Source organism: Bacteroides sp. BFG-637 (assembly GCF_024793605.1).
Taxonomy (GTDB): domain Bacteria; phylum Bacteroidota; class Bacteroidia; order Bacteroidales; family Bacteroidaceae; genus Bacteroides; species Bacteroides vicugnae.
On record NZ_JANUPD010000002.1, the window covers coordinates 2,352,937 to 2,371,090 of the forward strand.

Consider the following 18,154-nt stretch of genomic DNA (forward strand, 5'->3'; position numbering starts at 1 on the left):
AGAGAGCAGTTGGGTTACTCTTCTTTTTTACTCAACTGCTCTTTCATATACATTGAAGGCGGCATTCCATACAATTCTTTGAATGTTGTCGAGAAATTATTAGGATCAGTGAATCCTGTTAACATGGCTATCTCGGATATAGTATGCTGTTTTTCGGACAATAGACGAGCGGCTTCTTTTAAACGTATATTACGTATAAAGTCACGGGTTGTCTGGTTGGTGAGCTCCTTGAGTTTCCTGTGAAGATGTACGCGGCTGATACCTACTTCGGTGGTGATTGTCTCTATTGTCAAGTTAGGGTTACTGATGTTTTCATTGATCACTTTCATAATACGTTCCATCAATTTCTCATCGGGTGATTTCACTTCCAGTTTCTGAACCTTGTTCTCCTGGTTTTGCTGGCCTGTAAATACTTTGCGTAACTGCTGCCGTGTATTAATCAGATTTTCTACCGTCTTTTGCAGAATTTCGATATTGAATGGCTTCATGATATAGGCGTCGGCTCCTGTATTCAGACCTTCAAGGTTGTCTTCTTCCCTCGTTTTCGCAGTAAGCAAAATGACTGGGATATGGTTGAGGTTTACATTCTGCTTGATCTTCCGGCATAAGGTAAGTCCGTCCATTTCGGGCATCATGATGTCACTAATGACTAAATCCGGAGCCTTTTTAAATATTTGCTCTAATGCTTCTTTACCATTACGGCTTTCCATGATATGAAATTTGTCCCCAAACTCCTTCGCTATATAATTTCGGATTTCTTCTTCGTCTTCTACAATTAATACGCGATATTTAGTTTTTACCCTGACTTTCTTTTCTTCCTCATTTTCTATAATGGAAGAGATGACAGGAACAGTTGGTACGGTAACTGTTACCTTTTGCTTATTGTTGTCAACTTCTTCAGGTCGTAGATGCTTGTTACCCAACGGTAATCGGATAATAAAACGGCAACCCGGTTGTTCTTTATTATTTTCTACATAGATAATTCCATGATGTAATTCCACTAATGAACGAGTCAGATGTAATCCTATTCCTGTTCCGCCTTTTGGATTCTGTTGGCTGTTACGGATCTGGTAGAAACGTTCGAAGATATGTTCTTTTTCCTGTTCATCGATGCCTGTTCCGGTATCCGAGATAATTATTTCGGCATATTGTTTCAAGGGAGTGGGCAGCGTATTATCTTCTCCCGTACGGATGGTAATATCTATGTTTCCTTTTTCAGGAGTAAACTTGAAGGCATTAGACAGAATATTCAGGATAATCTTATCAAAATTACCTGTGTCTACCCATACATTTAGTTCCCGGAGCGTACTGTGAAGTTGTAGCCGGATATTTTTTGTATTTGCCTGTTGACTGAAAGTTGTACATAAATCCTCAATAAAAGGAATAATGTTGGTTTCCCGGAACATCAGGAACATTTGTCCTTTATCAATTTTCCGAATATCCATTAGTTGATTGACAAGATTCAGAATACGTTCCGCATTTCTGTAGATAATATGATATATTTTCAGGCGTTCATTGTTGTCCTCATTCTTAATCAGTTTCTGTAGAGGGCTGATGATTAGAGACATCGGAGTGCGTATCTCATGAGAGATGTTGATAAAGAACTGCAATTTTGCTTCATTGATTTGTTCGGCATGGATATGTTGCAGCATTTCCTGATGCATTCTGTACCGATGTCTGATCTGAAGAATAATGATAAATATAATGGTCAGTAATAATAAGGAGTAGATAACTTTGGCCCACCATGAAGCATACCATGCAGGAGATATAAAGATGGTAATATCTTTTATATTTGAATACACAGTGTTGTCTTTTGCTCTGATTTTAAAGTTATAGGTACCGGGTTTCAGATTGCTGAATGAGATACGGTTTACACCTTTGGGCAAACTAATCCATTTTTCATCGTTGATAGAATAAAGGTAGTTGATATGTTCGGGGGCATTTAATTCCAGAGTGGCAAACTCGATACTGAACACATTGTCTTTATGGGATAGATAAAACTCTTTTGCGTTGAATACAGGGCAGTTGATAATATTATGAATACCGGATTTCATTCCTTTTCTAACCGGATTGTTATGCAGGAAAAAGTCGGTGATCCGGATATTCCATGTTTTTGCCGGATTGATAATGTCTTGTGGATTGAAATAGGTGATGCCATTCATTCCGCCAAACCAGATAATACCTTGTTTATCTTTGAAGGAGGCATTCTTGTAGAACTCATTTCCCTGTAATCCGTCGCTGACATAATAATTGATAAATTTGTTGTTTTTCTTTTGGAATTGGGAAATTCCGGCATTGGTGCTTATCCAAAGAAAATCATTTCCATCTCCTTGTATGGCATATATTGTATTACTGGGCAATCCGTCTGCAGTAGTATAACTGGTTAGTTCTTTCGTTTTTTTATTCCAACCGGATAATCCTTCGGAACTGCCTAACCAGACAACTCCGTCGGCATCTTCAAAGATTGAATAAATAACATTTTGTGAGAGTATCTTATGACTTTGAAAATCAGGGCTGTCAAGGTCTATACAGTTGACACCGTCATAAGTTCCGACATACAGTTTATTGTCATCGGAATAGTGCAGGCAACCTATCCATTCGTTGATTAAAGATGTTTGAGATTGTACGGATGTAAATTCTTTCGTTTTCAGGTCATAGTAGAACAAACCGAATCCCATTGTCGCAATCCAAAGACGCTTGTTTTTATCTTCTGCGAAGTCATATACACGTTGTATATAGTTGTTGTTCTTATCTACCAGTTGGTACTGGTAATCGCATAATCCTGTCTGTTTGTTCAGCTTTCCCATACCGTTGATAAATGAACCAATCCACATATTGTGTTCGGAGTCTTCATACAATTTAATAACAGTTGAGGGGACTGAATGAGGATGGGTGGTGTGTGAGAAATGTTTTGCCGGCTCTAATTTTTCTGTAAGGGCATAAATACCGTCATTATCCGTTCCTACCCATAGAGTCCCGTTATTATCTTTGCAGAACGAAGTAATGCAACAGGAGCCTATGCAATTTTTATCTGTTGATTTATGTCCGATATACTTAAAGCTGTTGGTGCGGGCTGGAATTAATATAACTCCTTTCTGATAAACAGCTAACCATAAGTTACCCGAATTGTCCTTTAGGATGGAGTGTATTTTCGAGTTCCCCGAATCAAAATAATTATTGTCAAACTTGTATTCGGAGATTTCGTGTGTTCGGATATTATAAATGGCTACTCCCTTGCCGTCAGTGCCGATATACAATTCATTTGGTATACCAGAATAAAGGAAGCAAACAGGAAGTTCTCCTTTCTCTTTCAAATCGACAGGGACAAAGGTTTTACATTCTTTGTCGTAAATGAATAGCCCTTTTCGTATACTTCCTACATAAATGTTGCCTCGCTGATCCTCACATATACTTTTGACGTATCCGTTGTCTTTAGACAAGTGTAACGTAAGCTGATTGTCGGGAGTGAGTTGATATACTCCTTCTTCCCCTTTTGCCATCCATACATTTTGTTTTTTATCTTCAAACAGGCTCCCGGGTGAAGTGACTGCAATATCGACTTTCCGGACAGTCAACAGATGGTCTTTGATGTTTAGTTTGCACAACACATTTCCAGATACCCATATCTCTCCGTTTTTTCGCTCGATGAAAGAATTAATGTTGCTTTCAAGCGTTTCTCCGGTATCTTCCAATTTGGCAAGTGGAGTAAAATTGTCCGTGGCCGGATCATACATTTGAATTCCTATATATGTGCCGATAAGCAAATGACCTTTGCTGTCTTCAAAAACAGTACGAACAAAATTGTGTGCTAACGAATGTTCATTATTAGGCTCATGTTTGTATATGGTAAATTTAGCACCGTCATAACGGTTCAGACCATCTTCTGTTGCAATCCAAATGAAACCGTTTCGGTCTTGATATATTTGATTAATCAGACTACTGGATAGCTCTTTGTCAGTAGTGAATAACTTAGGAGATTGTCCGTTGCATAACAAAGAAAACAATGATAATAGAAAAATCAATACATTTCTCATAGTTTATAGATCGTTGTTGGTAGTACAAAGAAAACTAAAAACCTAAATATAACCTAATAAAAGATGAATATTTTCAATAGGCTCCGGGAGTGCAATCGGATGTTGTAACATCGTTCGTGAAAAATGTAACATGAGAAAAGATTAACCTTTCCTTATGTATTATTGTTTTCCTTTTATTGTATTTACAATATAGCTTTTACCGGCCTTTGTTTCGATGTCATATTCGTAAACCTTCTGCAGTTTGGGAGACTGCGCACTTACCCCTTTGGCTACAAGAGGTTGCTTGATAGGAGTGGTGGCGAATAATCTATTTGAGCACTCTTTCCCGTTTACTTGTTTTAAGCCTTTCCCTTTCAGGGGAACATAAGACCGGATGCGGAGCGTACCGCCTATATTCGACTGGATGATCGCTTTATTTAACACATTGTTTTTCCAGTCCATATCAACAGTAAAGTTTCCACGTGCCACCAGCCCCTTCACACTCCCTTCTTCCCATGCATCAGGCAATGCCGGCAATAAATGTACGGCACCGTCATGACTTTGGAGCAACATTTCCGCTACTCCGGCTGTATAACCGAAATTACCGTCAATCTGGAAAGGCGGATGAGCATCCAGCATATTGGGATAGGTACGTCCGCTCGGATATTCTTTAGCCAAGTTATCGTTGGGCAATAGTTGAATCATATTTTTGATGATTTGGAAGGCATGGTTTCCATCCAGCATACGTGCCCAGAAATTGACTTTCCAGCCGATACTCCAACCGGTAGCCTTATCACCGCGTTGCACCAATGTGTTTTTTGCTGCCTGAAATAACTCGGGATTCGAGTATGGAGAAATTTGGTTACTCGGATATAGCCCGTACAAATGTGAAATATGACGGTGCTCGTCCTTGGGATTGTCAACATCTTCCAGCCATTCTTGTAGTTGGTTATGTTTCCCTATTTGCATAGGTGGCAATTTCTCTAGCGTTTGTTTTAGGGAGTCTTGGAAAGAAGGGGCTTCACCAGCGATGTATGAAGCCAGTAAGGTATTATGCAGTGCATCAAAAGCAATCTGGTTATCCATGGTGCATCCGGCAGTGACCGGACCATGTTCCGGTGATACGGAGGGAACTACCACCAGCCATTTATAGGTAGGATGTTCCACCAGAAAGTCCATATAGAATTGTGCGGTTCCTTTCAGTATCGGATAATATTCTTTTAGAAATTCTTTATCTCCGGTGAAAAGATAATGTTGCCAGATATGTTGGGCCAACCAGGCGCCGCCGCTAGGCCACATGCCGGCTGCTGCAAAATCGACTACACCACAGATTCTCCATAAGTCGGTGTTATGATGTGCCACCCATCCGCGTGAGTTATACATGCTTCGGGCGGTTTTGGCTCCTGTGACGGATAAATCTCTCAACATTGAGAATAGCGGGCTATGTGTTTCACTTAAATTAGTGACTTCTGCCGGCCAATAGTTCATTTCTGTATTGATATTGATGGTGTATTTGCTATCCCAGGGTGCATGAGTACTGTTATTCCATATACCTTGCAGATTAGTCGGTTGCCCACCCGGTTGCGAAGAAGAAATCAGCAGATAACGCCCATAATGGAAAAGTAGAGCTGCCATTGCCATGTCTTCCCCATTTCCGAAGTTTTCAATTCGTTTGGGAGTCTCCAGTTGGGAAGCTTTGCCTGCCGGTAATGTAAGGCGTACACGGTCAAATTGTTTTTTATAATAAGCGATATGGTTTTTGAGAGCTTTTTCGTAAGGTATTTGCATTGCTCTTTTCAGATATTCGCTGGTCCGGTGGGATTCATCGGCGCTGACATCCTGGTAGTTTACGTAGTTGGTTGCTGCCGATATATAAAGGGTGGCTTCTGTTCCTTCATTTATTTGGAGAGTATTTCCTGCCGGGCGGAGAGTGCCATTCGTTTTTACTTGGATTTGACATTCTGCCCGTAGTGCGGCTTTCAAACCTTCCTGCTCTTTCCCTTGACAGGTGACGGTCAGCTTATCATTCTGAACATTCACCTTATGTACTAAAGGACAGTTATATGCAATAGTAAAGTTCAGTGCGTTTGCTTTACTTGCTTTGATATGCATAATAATGACATTATCAGTAAATGAAGTAAAAGTGGTGCGGGTATAAGTGACGTCATCCACTTGATAACGGGTAGTTGCCGTTGCATTCTCCAGGTTCAGATCGCGGTAGAAGCCGGATGCATTTTGGTGTTCCGGAAATTCTAGGTAAAGACTACCTAATGTCAGATAGCTCATTCCGTGTTGCCGGGTTAAGAAGTTGGCGTCAATGAGCCTTTGCGCTTCCTTGTTTCTCCCTTCAAAAATCAGTTTGCGTACAACCGGTAGCACATGTACGGCATTCGGGTTATTGTTATTGTATGGAGAACCTGCCCAAAATGTTTCTTCGTTAAGTTGTAATTCTTCGCGTTCGATTCCGCCATATACCATGGCTCCAAGACGGGAGTTACCAATAGGAAGAGCTTCCGACCAATTTTGTGCAGGTTGACTATACCACAGCTTCAGGTCCTGTCCTGAAACAAGGTTGCTTATTAATAGGAATAATACAAAAAAAGTGTTTCTGTTCATATTGTATGGATTTGTAGCAAAGGTAGTTCATTTCCCAATACATAAGGCAAAAAAGTGTTTCTGAAATCTATCTTGGAAGTAACTTCTTTCTATATTTATGTTACTAATGTATAGGGTGTATGTTCCACAGGATAAAACCATGCATCTTCTGTTGACTGTCATTATATTCTCTAGTTGTTTTATATATTTATTGCAGGTTTGTTCTCTTATTCTTTGATTCGTTCATAAACAGATAGGATTTCTTGTAACCTCCGTAATCTACAACCAACTTCTCAAGTACAATGCCCGGATCAAGAGGTTTGAAAGTGATTGTTTGCATACCGTCTGATGTATTCGGTACATTCAGTTTTGCTTTTTCTCAACGATGCGTCGTGCAACTGTCGGATAGTATATGCTGTATACATTTTCAGGAAGCTCATTTAAGTTATGATTGAAATTGATCGTCTGATCCTTTCCTCCTTCAAATCCGATACTATACTCATGTCCTTTGCGATCGTGGAAAGCAAGAGTTGATTTAACTATCACATGGACAGTCACCTTGTCAATTCCTTTAGGCAACTTTATCTTGTAGGAGATAGAAGCTCCGCTGGTCGGTTGTGTGTAAGGCATCAGAGCCATGCCACTAAGGGTACGTCCCATATAGGGAATCACTGTCCATTCCGTCCTTGGTGCTGCTTTAGCGCTGTAATAATGCTCGGCTTCCATAGCTACATATCCGTCTTGCCCAGTGAAGACGTATCCGCCGGCAGCCTTTTCCGGATGTTTGATTCGGTAGATTTTAGGCAGTGTATCAGCAGGGAAGTTATCATTCCATGATGTATAACCGATATGTTTCTGAATCATCATATTCTTCCATTTGCCGCCGGACATAACGTTGTTATAATCGTCACTCAACGCTTTATCCCGTGCAAAAGCCTGTTCCACTTTATCTGCCCATTCGTTAGCTTGCGGATTGTTTTCTTTGTACAATTTATGGTTCATGGCTTGTGCATAATACATTTCGTACAGGTTTGCCATGGCTTGAACGGGGAAGAGGATTAATTGCTTGTAGGCATCTTTATATTCCGGTTCTAGTGATATGTATTGTCTCAAAGCTTCCGCTTCCAGTTTCAGATATTCATCAGATACTTGTTTCCATTCGCCGGTCTCCAGGTTATAAGTATTCCGGTCGAGCATTTCTCCCGTCACTCGGCCGTTGTATTTGCTGTACAGGTTTAAGATTCGCATAGCTTCATCCGCCTGATCTTCGCCAAACTGCTGCGCGCAGAAACGACGGGGATGATCCAGCAAGTTAGAGACGTTGAATTGTTTGGGATTCCATGCTATATCCATGAAGAGCGTGATCGGATATTCCATTGGTTTCAAATCGCCTACATTCAGTATCCACAGCTTTTCTACTCCATAATCGTATGTGAGTTGAAGTTGCTCCCACATATTTTGTATAGGGGTTACGTTCAGCCATTTGGAGTTTCTCGGAGCACCTACGTAGTCTACATGGTAATACATACCCCAACCGCCCGGATGCTTACGTTCCTTGGCATTTGGCAGGCGGCATACATTGCCCCAATTGTCATCACACAATAGCATGATTACATCATCGGGCACACGCATACCTTTATCGTAATAATCCAATACTTCTTTATACAACGCCCATACTTGCGGAGTTTCTTTGGCCGGACGTTTGGTGACTTCTTCAATAATCTTGCGCTGATTCTTGACTACATTCTCCAGAAGTTTCACATTGGTACTTTTACTCATGGCTGCGTCACCGTCTCCGCGCATACCGATGGTTACGATATCTTCTGTGCCCTGCATCCGTTCGATGCCTTCACGGAAAAACTGATCGATCACTTTTTTGTTAGTTGTATAATCCCATGCACCATATTCTTTGCGCTTGCGTGACCATTCTTGATGGTTGCGTGCCATCGGTTCGTGGTGGGACGTGCCGATAATGACTCCCATTTCACTTGCTGTCTTGCTGTTCTGCAGATCGTCAGCATAGAAAGCCCAGTTCCACATGGCCGGCCAAAGGAAATTACCTTTTAGGCGTAGTATCAGTTCACACACCCGTGCATAAAAACGATGGTCGCCATAGTTGGTGCTGTAAGTGTGTTTTACCCATTGGGTAAGACACGGTGCTTCATCATTCAGAAAGATACCGCGATAGGTTACGGCCGGCTCTCCGTCCGAGTATTGTCCGGGTTTAATATATACGTTGGGTTGTTTCATGACGGGAACATCTGCCCACCAATACCAGGGAGATACTCCCATCTGTTCGGAAAGTTCGTAGATACCATAAATAGTACCACGTCTGTCGCTGCCGATGATAACTACCGCTTCATCTATTCCCTCACAAGGATTGGCGATGATTTGCAGGATATATTTTTCATTTTTCCCATCCAATTCCTTTTTGTCTATTTTTCCTGCCGACATCAGCTTCTTTATAAAAGGAGTGCCATAAGTACCTGCAATGATACATTGTTTTGAACTTGCGCTTGTTAAGAGTTCGGGCTTTTCTCCGCATACCTGCAGTATGTCTTGTTGAAGATTGCCGGCAGCAATCATGACTCCTTTGTCTTCGGAAGAATCTATGTATATCGGACAAGGAACTCCGTTGGCAACCAACGGGAAATGATTGCCGGTTGCTGTGAATACTACGAATGGTTCAGCGGCAAATGCCGCTATACCCACAACAGAGAGATAGAAGAATAGAAATAACTTTTTCATGGTTTCAATATTTAATAATTTGTGGTTAATTATTTATTATTCCACTTGTATTGTGACACGATGCAAAGATAGTTGGTATTGATAAGAACGGGCTTTTGGTATGTTACAATTATTTATACTGTTGATACCTATCGACTTTTTGGGGAAGTTTTTTCTTTAGAAATAATATGAGGGAGTGTGAACAAACAGATTTGCTCAATAAATATTTTTGATTTTGTTTCAAAATCTTTTTATCTTGTATGTGTGGGGGCTTTAGTGTGCTTAATAGTCTTTTGAGTGTTGATAAGCGCCAATCGCTTTTTTAACCGAACCGTATAACAGCAACAATTTTTGTGCATGGTCATGCTCTAATCCCAATTCCTCCATAATCATTCTGGTTCCTCTTTCCACTAGTTTATGGTTACTAAGCTGCATATTTACCATCTTATTTCCTTTCACCCGTCCGAGTTGAATCATCACCGACGTACTAATCATGTTCAGAATCATTTTCTGTCCGGTGCCTGATTTCATTCTCGAACTTCCCGTGACATATTCCGGACCGACAATCATTTCGATGGCGACATCTGCTTCTGCCGCCATCGGAGAATCCGGATTGCTGGTGATGCAACCTGTCAGAATGCCATGCTTGCGAGCTTCCCGCAAGGCACCGATTACATAAGGAGTAGTGCCCGAAGCAGCAATGCCAATCACGGTGTCTTTGGGGTTGATATGATATTCCGTAAGTTCTTCCCATCCCCGGTTCATATCGTCCTCGGCACTTTCTACCGGATTGCGCAGGGCGGTATCTCCACCGGCTATCAATCCGATAATCCAGGTAGGAGGCATTCCGAATGTCGGTGGTATCTCCGAAGCGTCCAGCACTCCCAAGCGGCCGCTGGTACCTGCGCCCATGTAAAAGATGCGTCCACCCTGTTTCATGCGGGGCACAATCTGGTTGACGAGCAGTTCGATCTGTGGAATGGCTTTTTGAACGGCTAACGCTACCTTTTGGTCTTCCCGGTTAATGTCTTCTAATATTTCCCGTACGGACTTCTTTTCTAAATTGTCGTAGAGCGACGATTGTTCGGTTATCTGCATATTGGTAATGGCGATTGACTAAAAATACAAATTACAAGGATTGAGATGAAGCGGTATGATATAAAATTAATCCCTCCATCGGACTTTGCAGAATCTTTCCAATTCTGATTCCTGTCTCTTGTGCAGCTTCTTGTAATATCTCCCTGTAGCAGTGAGCCACTGATCCGATAAAGTGTATAGGATACTGCGTGTAATCATATTGCATTACGTTTCTTCGGAAGAAAGCAATAAAACTGCCAAGCACTAATTGTCTTATCCCCGGCTCTTCCAGATGTTGCGCTATAAAAGGTGACAGACTTGCCAGAAAACGATTCGGGAAGGGCTGACGGTAAACCCGGTCGATGATTTCGGGAGCTGTCAGGTCGAATTGTTTTAGAAATGCTTCTTTGATGGCAGGCGAAAGTTGATTCTTCAGAATGTCTCCCACCAGTAATTTGCCAAGGACGGCTCCACTTCCCTCGTCTCCCAGGATAAAGCCTAAAGGAGAGATGTTGTTGACAATCTCTTTTCCATCATAGAAACAGGAGTTGGAGCCTGTTCCCAGAACGCAGGCAATGCCTGCTTCATGGCCGCATAATCCACGGGCAGCAGCCAACATATCCGAGTAGGCTTTGATATTTCCGACAACAGGTAAACTGTCGGCTATCGCCCGGCGGAGAACGGGAGCTTTTTCGGGTGTACAACCTGCACCGTAAAAGTAAACGGAATTGATGGTCCCTTCTGGCAATTGTGGCAGGAGGGAATGTGTCAGCTCTTGCTGAATTTCTTCTTCTGACTGGAAGAAAGGGTTAAGCCCTTTCGTTCCAATCCGTTTGATAGGTGTGCCGTTGAGGATGACACACCAGTCGGTCTTGGTAGAACCACTATCTGCAATAAGTATCATATCTTGATGTATCTTTTTAATGTGTTAAGTTATTCAGTAAGTAAGTTCATTGTTTCTTTCCAAAAGAATCTTCCAGCCGGTTACGAATCATTAGTGCGGCAATAATACCAGGCAGAGTACAGATACAAACCCATATAAAGAAATGAGTATATCCGATATGTTCCTGTATCCATCCTGCCGGCATGCCCGGAAGCATCATTCCAAGTGCCATGAATCCGGTTCCGATGGCATAGTGGGCAGTTTTGTGTTCACCCTCCGCAATATAAATCAGGTAAAGCATGTAAGCGGTAAAGCCGAAGCCATACCCTAGTTGTTCGATGGCTACGCAACTGGCAATCAGTATTGTATTGTCCGGAGTAGTGGCTGCCATCCACACATATAATAGGTCGGGAATATTGATGGCTAATGCCATGGGCAATATCCACTTCTTGAAACCGTCACGGGAAACGAGAAAACCGCTGATAATTCCTCCCAGTAGCAAAGCTACGACACCTATGGTCCCGTAGATCATTCCGACTGTTGCCGTAGATAGGGACAGACCTCCTTTTTCAGCGGTATCCAATAGAAAGGGGGAAGCTATTTTGGCTAGCTGCGATTCTCCCAATCGGTAGGTGAGCAGGAAAAAGAACATGAGACCCAGGTGTTTCTTTTTTGAAGAAAGTGACAAAAGTCAGAAGAAAGTCTTCTAATAGCTTACCTGCTGTGAGTCTGGGACGTTTGACATCGGAATCGGGATGGGGGAGGATAAAGCGATGGTACAAAGTAAGAGCCAGGAATAATCCGGCCAGGAGGTAAAAAGTGATGCTCCATGCCAGAGGGATATTGCCTTGAGAGGTTTCCAACCATCCTGCCAGCATGACGAGAATACCTTGCCCGAAAATATTGGCGAGTCGGTAGAATGTGTTTCGGATGCCTACAAAGAAAGATTGTTCCTTGTTGTTGAGTCCGAGCATATAAAAACCGTCTGCTGCGATGTCATGCGTAGCCGAACTGAATGCCAATAACCAAAAGAAAGCAAGAGTGAATTGTACGTAATGTGTCGTTGGAATAAAAAAGGCGATGCCTGCAAATCCGGCGGCGATGAACCCTTGCATGGCGATAATCCAGGAACGTTTCGTTTTTACCAGATCGACGAATGGACTCCATAACGGCTTGATAGTCCAGGGAAGATAAAGCCAGGAAGTGTATAAGGCTATTTCGGTATTGGATAATCCCAGACGTTTGTACATGATGACGGCAATAGTCATTACCGCTACATAAGGCAATCCTTCTGCAAAATAGAGGGTTGGAATCCAACTCCAGGGATTTCTTTTTATAGTGGGTGTTGTCATGGCATTCGTTCGATTTTATTTATATTGTTTTTCAAGTGTACTACCGGGGTAATAGTGGGATAGTATTTCTTCATACTTATAACCTTGTTCTCCCATCACGGCGGCACCGATTTGGCAAAGTCCCACTCCGTGTCCCCAGCCGGCTCCGGTGAGGATAAATCGGGAAGGAAATTCATCTCCGTACTCCTTGTCTACTACAAAAGCGGAACTGTAAAGATGGGAAGTCGATAGAGTGCGGCGTATCTCCAACTCTTTTCCAATGATGAGTGTCCGTAAGGTTCCTACAATCTTTAGCCGGACAAGACGTCCGGATGTTCCCCGTTCTACAGGAATTAAATCAATGATTTGTCCGAAATCAATCCCTGAACGTTGATGAATCAGCTCTGAAAGCTCTTGTTGGGAATAACTGACTTTCCAACGATAGAAGTCTGCTGTTTCCTGATCGTAATTGTTTAGTACTTGGTTTAGAATTTTCTTATTCTGCGTGTTACAGAAAGCAACAGGCGAGGTACGTATCCATTTATCAGCTTCCGTCTCTATGGTCAAATCGGGAAGTCGTTTTTCAGTCTTGCTATCCCGTTGTCTGATTAGATAAGGATGCTTTACGTTTTCCCAACAATTTTGGAACTCTTCAAAAGCTCCACCACAACATTTAGAGAAACGGGCATCACAAATTGCTCCTTTATACATCAGTACTTCCCCCCGCGTGGCGGAGACTGCTTCGATGGCTTGTGGTGTTGAGGCTCGTGTAATTCCCTGATAACGCTGGCAATGATCGTCTGCACATACATCGAAATTCTTATGTGCTTCATGGTCATACCATTTTATAAATTGAGAATTGAGAATTGAAAATTGAGGATTGGCTGCGCTGTTTGACGGCATCGTATTTTTTAATTTATCATTCTCAATTCTCAATTTATTAAGTAACCAGCTTCGGGAGATGACGGCGTGAGCCTTTAGTAGTTCTAAAGAAGCTGTTGCACTCATCTCTGATGAAATGACACTGGTGAGATATTCTTCAATGGAAATCACATTGATAGCGGTTAGTTGTTCTCCTTCGATGATAATTTTTAATTCCCCTTTGAATTTTTGGACTTCTTTGCGTTCCCAATGGAAGTTGATTCCGATGGTCACATCTTTCAGTTCAAAGAAAGCATGTGCATTTTGTTGGGAAGTGAAAGATAATTCATTATATTCTTTCCCTTGCCAATGAATCTTTCCATTCTGATAAATAACTTTCTGTGTTCCGGAAATTTCCGTTCCGACAGAAGAATTAAATTTCACCGGGAAAGAGAATTCAATCTCTTTCCCGGAAAGGATACCAACACTTATTAGAGGGATTTGCATACTATTTTATTGCTATTCCTTTTTGAATAATTGATCGCATAGAGTATTTAACTGTTGGGGAGATAAACTTATCTCCTTGTAAATCTCTGTGAGTTGTTGGGCGTTTAATTTATCCATGTCTTCTTCTCTGACAATCGGGAATATGCCACCCATTTCTGCAACAGCCGGACTTATTAATAGCCCTTTTTCATTTGGGGTATAATAGCAAACGGGACGATGTTTTGAGCGTAGGAAAATGATGCAATTCCATACTTCTACTTCGTCACCTCCGAAATGGCTGATTTTATCGAGGCCATACCAGGTTATCATGTTGATTAAAGGTTCTTTATCCGAATAAATGGCGGAAAGATTTTTGTAGACCTTTTCAAATTGTTGCAGTAATTCAACTTTCAGGCTTGATGTAATACCTATGCAAGTTGTAAATAAATCGTCTACATAAGTTGTTACGCAGTTTCCATTTTCTAATATATCCGTCAAGAAATTCAGCTCAAAAGGATTAGTCAGTTCTTCTTCTTTTCCTGCTGCCTGGAAATGCATGTGGTCAGGGGCGGAAGCACCGCACTCCGGTCCGTTATAGAGTATATAGAACTCGTCCAGATTTTCAGCTAAGTGAAGCATATCTTCAAAACGTCCTTTCATGCTTTGTGGAGTATGTTCCTTGTCGATGATTGTCAAGTGACGCTGAAAAATGGGGTAAGGATTGAGGCATACCTCATAATGTCCGAATGGTAGATATGTTTGCTCTGCGGGGCGGTTTTTCCCGCATAAGAAACAAGGTCTTTCTTGGATAGAATGACTATCTGTTTTTGCCATGGTCGAGAGGATGCGTTGAGGATTTGGGAAAATTATAACTTTCATCTCTCTGTCTTCTTTCTTCAGCTTCAATACTTTTTTCTTTTCCAGATTTTCTTCCAACGCTTCATAGTTCCTTTTCGCAAGTTCCCAGTTTTCTTTTTGGTTTTCTATCATTTCTTCTACAAGTTCCTGAAACTCTTGATCGATAGTATGCATCTGGATTCTGCTCTTAATTTCCCATGTGCGGATTCGGTCTTTGTAGAAGTTGTTCCGATTGATCTTTTCTGTGCTTAATGCGGCGTCGGAGTTACCTTCCCAACGGCGACAGAGGTATATTACATCATAGATACGTCCGATCTTATATTCCCGTGAGATTCGTAATCCTATGGCATAATCTTCTCCATAGCTGGTATTCGGCAATTTGATATCACGAAGAATAGGAGTGTAAAAAGCTCGTGGAGCACCCAAACCATTGATACGTAGAGCGTTGTTCTTTCCATTTTCCGGTGTCCACTCTTTGTGATCAATAATACCGGGGGCTATTTCGTTTAGCTGGAAGTCGGTCATTAGATAAGTGCCTATTACCATTGCGCAACTTTCCTTATAAAAAGTATCTACGACTTTCTGTAAAGTGGATTCGTCTTTGTATAAATCGTCACTGTCTAACTGTATGGCGAACTTTCCACATTTTTCGTGATGTATACCTTTGTTCCAACAACCTCCTATGCCTAAATCATTCTCTTGGGGAATGATATGGATCAATTTCTTATCGGTACTTAGTTCCTGGAGTATTTCCGTCGTTCCATCGGTGGAATGATTGTCGATAACAATAATGTTAAAAGGAAAAGTGGTCCGCTGGTTTAAAGCCGAGTTGACAGCATCACGGATGGTATGAGCACGATTGCGCACAGGGATGATGACAGATGCCTCGAATTCAAAGTTTTCGCTGTGAAGATTTACAGGCCGTGAAGAAGTAGGCATGAAATAAGCATCAATACATTTCAGGTATTCGGTGCAGGCAGCTTCCATTTCAATTTGCACTTTCCGATTTTTGGGGTTTACATAGTCGAATTGTTTCTCTCCGCTTTTCCTGGTATCTGTTTCAATTTCGGTGTATAGATATTCATTGATGTGCACAATTGAATATTTGTAAGAGATGAATAGACGCATAGCATATAGTCCTGCGTATTCGTACTCTTCACGCAAAGCATTTGCTATTTTAGTGAAGGCAGAAGAACTGAATAGGAAGCATAGAGCCGAAGTCGAAATCATCCCGGACGCTTCCTAATTGGTAGTCAATGACAGGTGCTTGTTTAAGTTCTCCGTTAATCAGCTGATAGTGGTCGGTATAAACTATTCCATTCTTTTTATCGTTCTCCATGATTTGCACCATGCGTTCCAAGGCATACAGTCCCAGTTTTAATGGAGTTTGTTTCAAGTAGAACAGAGTATATTCCGAATTGGCATTGGCTGCAATTGTTTTCATTGTGTCTGTGGAATAGAACCCTTTAACAGAGAGATATTCACACCCCGGAAGAGCTTTCTTGCCGGGCGCCGAACCTAATAAATAGATTTTATTTACTAGCTCTGACGCTTGTAGTTCTTTCACTGTCTGCATGATATCTTCCGGGGTGCCGAAAGGTATGGAAGCAATTAATTTTCTTCTTCATCTTGATTTTAATATTAAAGAACTGTCGTATTGTCCATAGTTGATTTCTTTCGAATGAGGAAGCAAAGTCCGATGAAAGTAAATGCAGCGTTAAATAATAGCAGCTCGTAACTAATTTGGTAACCGTTGAACCATGCTTCCGAATTTCTTTGCAGGATATAGCAAAGAATAGGAGAAGCGATAGCTACCAACGGAATATATTTATCATAAACTTGTTTCTTGGTGAAGATGCCGAAAGCGAACAACCCTAAGATAGGACCATACGTGTAACTGGCCAATGTGTAAATCGCATCAATCACACTGGTGTTGTTCAGCAAATTGAATACGAAAATGACTGCCCCCATCACAATTGCCATACCGATATGTACATGTTTGCGTATCTTGCTAAGTGTCGCATCTCCTTTTTTCTGTGCATGTAAAATATCTACAGTAAAAGAAGTGGTCAGTGCCGTCAAGGCAGAACCCGCTGCAGAATAGGCGGAGGCTATCAGTCCGATAATGAATAATATTCCAACTATGCCGGGAAAATAATTTCCGGTAGCGATCATCGGAAACAACTCATCGCTTTTTCCCGGATTCTCAATGCCTTGCTGTGCTGTAAACGTATATAGGAGTACTCCCAGCATCAGAAAAAGCAGAATGACAAAGAACTGTGAGATTCCACTGGTAATCATATTCTTCTGTGAGTCCCGGAAGTTCTTGCAGCTAAGATTGCGCTGCATCATATCCTGGTCGAGTCCGTTCATGGCAATAACGGTGAATACACCTGCCAGGAATTGCTTGAAGAAGTATCGTTTGTCATTGACATCGTCAAAAAAGAATGTCTTGGAAAAGTCACTGTCTGAAATCGTACTAATCAAACCACTGAAATTCAGATGCAGGCTGGAAGCAATATAATAGATGCAAAGTACAACCGACACTACCAGGCAGAATGTTTTTAGAACATCCGTCCATATCAATGATTTCACTCCACCGCGGAAAGTGTAAAGCCATACGATAAATACCGTAAGGATCACGTTCAACAGGAATGGAAGATGAAAAGGAGCAAAGATAAGAAACTGCAATGTCAGACATACGAGAAAGAGCCGGACAGCTGCCCCTAACATCTTTGAAATAAAAAAGAACCATGCCCCCGTCTGGTAGGAGGAGCTTCCGAACCTGTTCTCCAGATATTCATAAATGGAAACCAGGTTCATACGATAAAAGAGAGGAACGAGTACAAACGCAATGATAATTTGTCCTACTATGAATCCCAGCACCATCTGCAGATAAGAAAAGCTGCTTGCCTGTACCATGCCCGGAACGGAAACGAAAGTGACTCCGGAAATGGTGGAACCGATCATGGCAAAGGCAACGATATACCAGGCTGATTTACGGTTTCCTACAAAGAATCCTTCATTGTCGGCTTTGTGTCCTGCTATATAAGAGATAGTGAACAGGATGATAAAGTATGCCACAATAGTAATAGATATAACGGCTGGACTCATATCTGCTGTTTAAATTCATTTGAGGATGAAATATCCCAATCTGTTCATATTGTATGTCCTAAATAAAACGTGGTAAAGATAGTTGTTTTCAATGATACAATCTAATAAACAGATGTGATAAATGAAGGTATATTTCATCCTGCCGGAAGTTCTATAACATCCGTAAATCAAGATTCGTCGGTGGAGATAGCCACAGACTGGATTCTTAG

Annotated in this window: 6 protein-coding genes and 3 pseudogenes; all 9 read right to left on the reverse strand. The window is 41.6% G+C overall.

Annotated elements, in window-relative coordinates; translation table 11 throughout:
* Positions 1–14: 14 nt before the first annotated feature.
* Positions 15–4,034, reverse strand: a complete 4,020-nt coding sequence (locus NXX38_RS09160) for a two-component regulator propeller domain-containing protein (RefSeq protein WP_258979325.1) — start codon at positions 4,032–4,034, stop codon at positions 15–17.
* A gap of 159 nt (positions 4,035–4,193) precedes the next feature.
* Positions 4,194–6,629 (reverse strand): glycosyl hydrolase family 95 catalytic domain-containing protein, encoded by a 2,436-nt coding sequence (locus NXX38_RS09165; protein ID WP_148364024.1) that lies wholly within the window; start codon positions 6,627–6,629, stop codon positions 4,194–4,196.
* Positions 6,630–6,816: 187 nt separating this feature from the next.
* Positions 6,817–9,356: pseudogene (locus NXX38_RS09170) on the reverse strand (glycosyl hydrolase 115 family protein).
* A gap of 261 nt (positions 9,357–9,617) precedes the next feature.
* Positions 9,618–10,433 (reverse strand): N-acetylmuramic acid 6-phosphate etherase, encoded by an 816-nt coding sequence (murQ, locus tag NXX38_RS09175; protein WP_258979327.1) that lies wholly within the window; start codon positions 10,431–10,433, stop codon positions 9,618–9,620.
* A 31-nt stretch (positions 10,434–10,464) separates the two neighbouring features.
* Positions 10,465–11,316 carry an ATPase gene (locus NXX38_RS09180; RefSeq protein WP_195648826.1) on the reverse strand — a complete coding sequence of 284 codons (852 nt, stop codon included), beginning with the start codon at positions 11,314–11,316 and terminating at the stop codon, positions 10,465–10,467.
* Positions 11,317–11,362: 46 nt separating this feature from the next.
* Positions 11,363–12,647 (reverse strand): annotated as a pseudogene (locus NXX38_RS09185) (MFS transporter).
* Positions 12,648–12,662: 15 nt separating this feature from the next.
* Positions 12,663–13,994: a SpoIID/LytB domain-containing protein gene (locus NXX38_RS09190; RefSeq protein WP_258979330.1), complete on the reverse strand. Its 1,332-nt coding sequence runs from the start codon at positions 13,992–13,994 to the stop codon at positions 12,663–12,665.
* Positions 13,995–14,006: 12 nt separating this feature from the next.
* Positions 14,007–16,459, reverse strand: a pseudogene (locus NXX38_RS09195) (DUF4922 domain-containing protein).
* A gap of 13 nt (positions 16,460–16,472) precedes the next feature.
* Positions 16,473–17,945: a sodium:solute symporter gene (locus NXX38_RS09200; protein WP_258979332.1), complete on the reverse strand. Its 1,473-nt coding sequence runs from the start codon at positions 17,943–17,945 to the stop codon at positions 16,473–16,475.
* Positions 17,946–18,154 lie beyond the last annotated feature (209 nt).

Excerpts from the sequence above, each read along its gene's own strand:
- NXX38_RS09165 (WP_148364024.1), bottom strand. The coding sequence starts at position 6,629 with ATGAACAGAAACACTTTTTTTGTATTATTCCTATTAATAAGCAACCTT.
- NXX38_RS09190 (WP_258979330.1), bottom strand. The coding sequence starts at position 13,994 with ATGCAAATCCCTCTAATAAGTGTTGGTATCCTTTCCGGGAAAGAGATT.
- murQ (WP_258979327.1), bottom strand. The coding sequence starts at position 10,433 with ATGCAGATAACCGAACAATCGTCGCTCTACGACAATTTAGAAAAGAAG.
- NXX38_RS09160 (WP_258979325.1), bottom strand. The coding sequence starts at position 4,034 with ATGAGAAATGTATTGATTTTTCTATTATCATTGTTTTCTTTGTTATGC.
- NXX38_RS09180 (WP_195648826.1), bottom strand. The coding sequence starts at position 11,316 with ATGATACTTATTGCAGATAGTGGTTCTACCAAGACCGACTGGTGTGTC.
- NXX38_RS09200 (WP_258979332.1), bottom strand. The coding sequence starts at position 17,945 with ATGAGTCCAGCCGTTATATCTATTACTATTGTGGCATACTTTATCATC.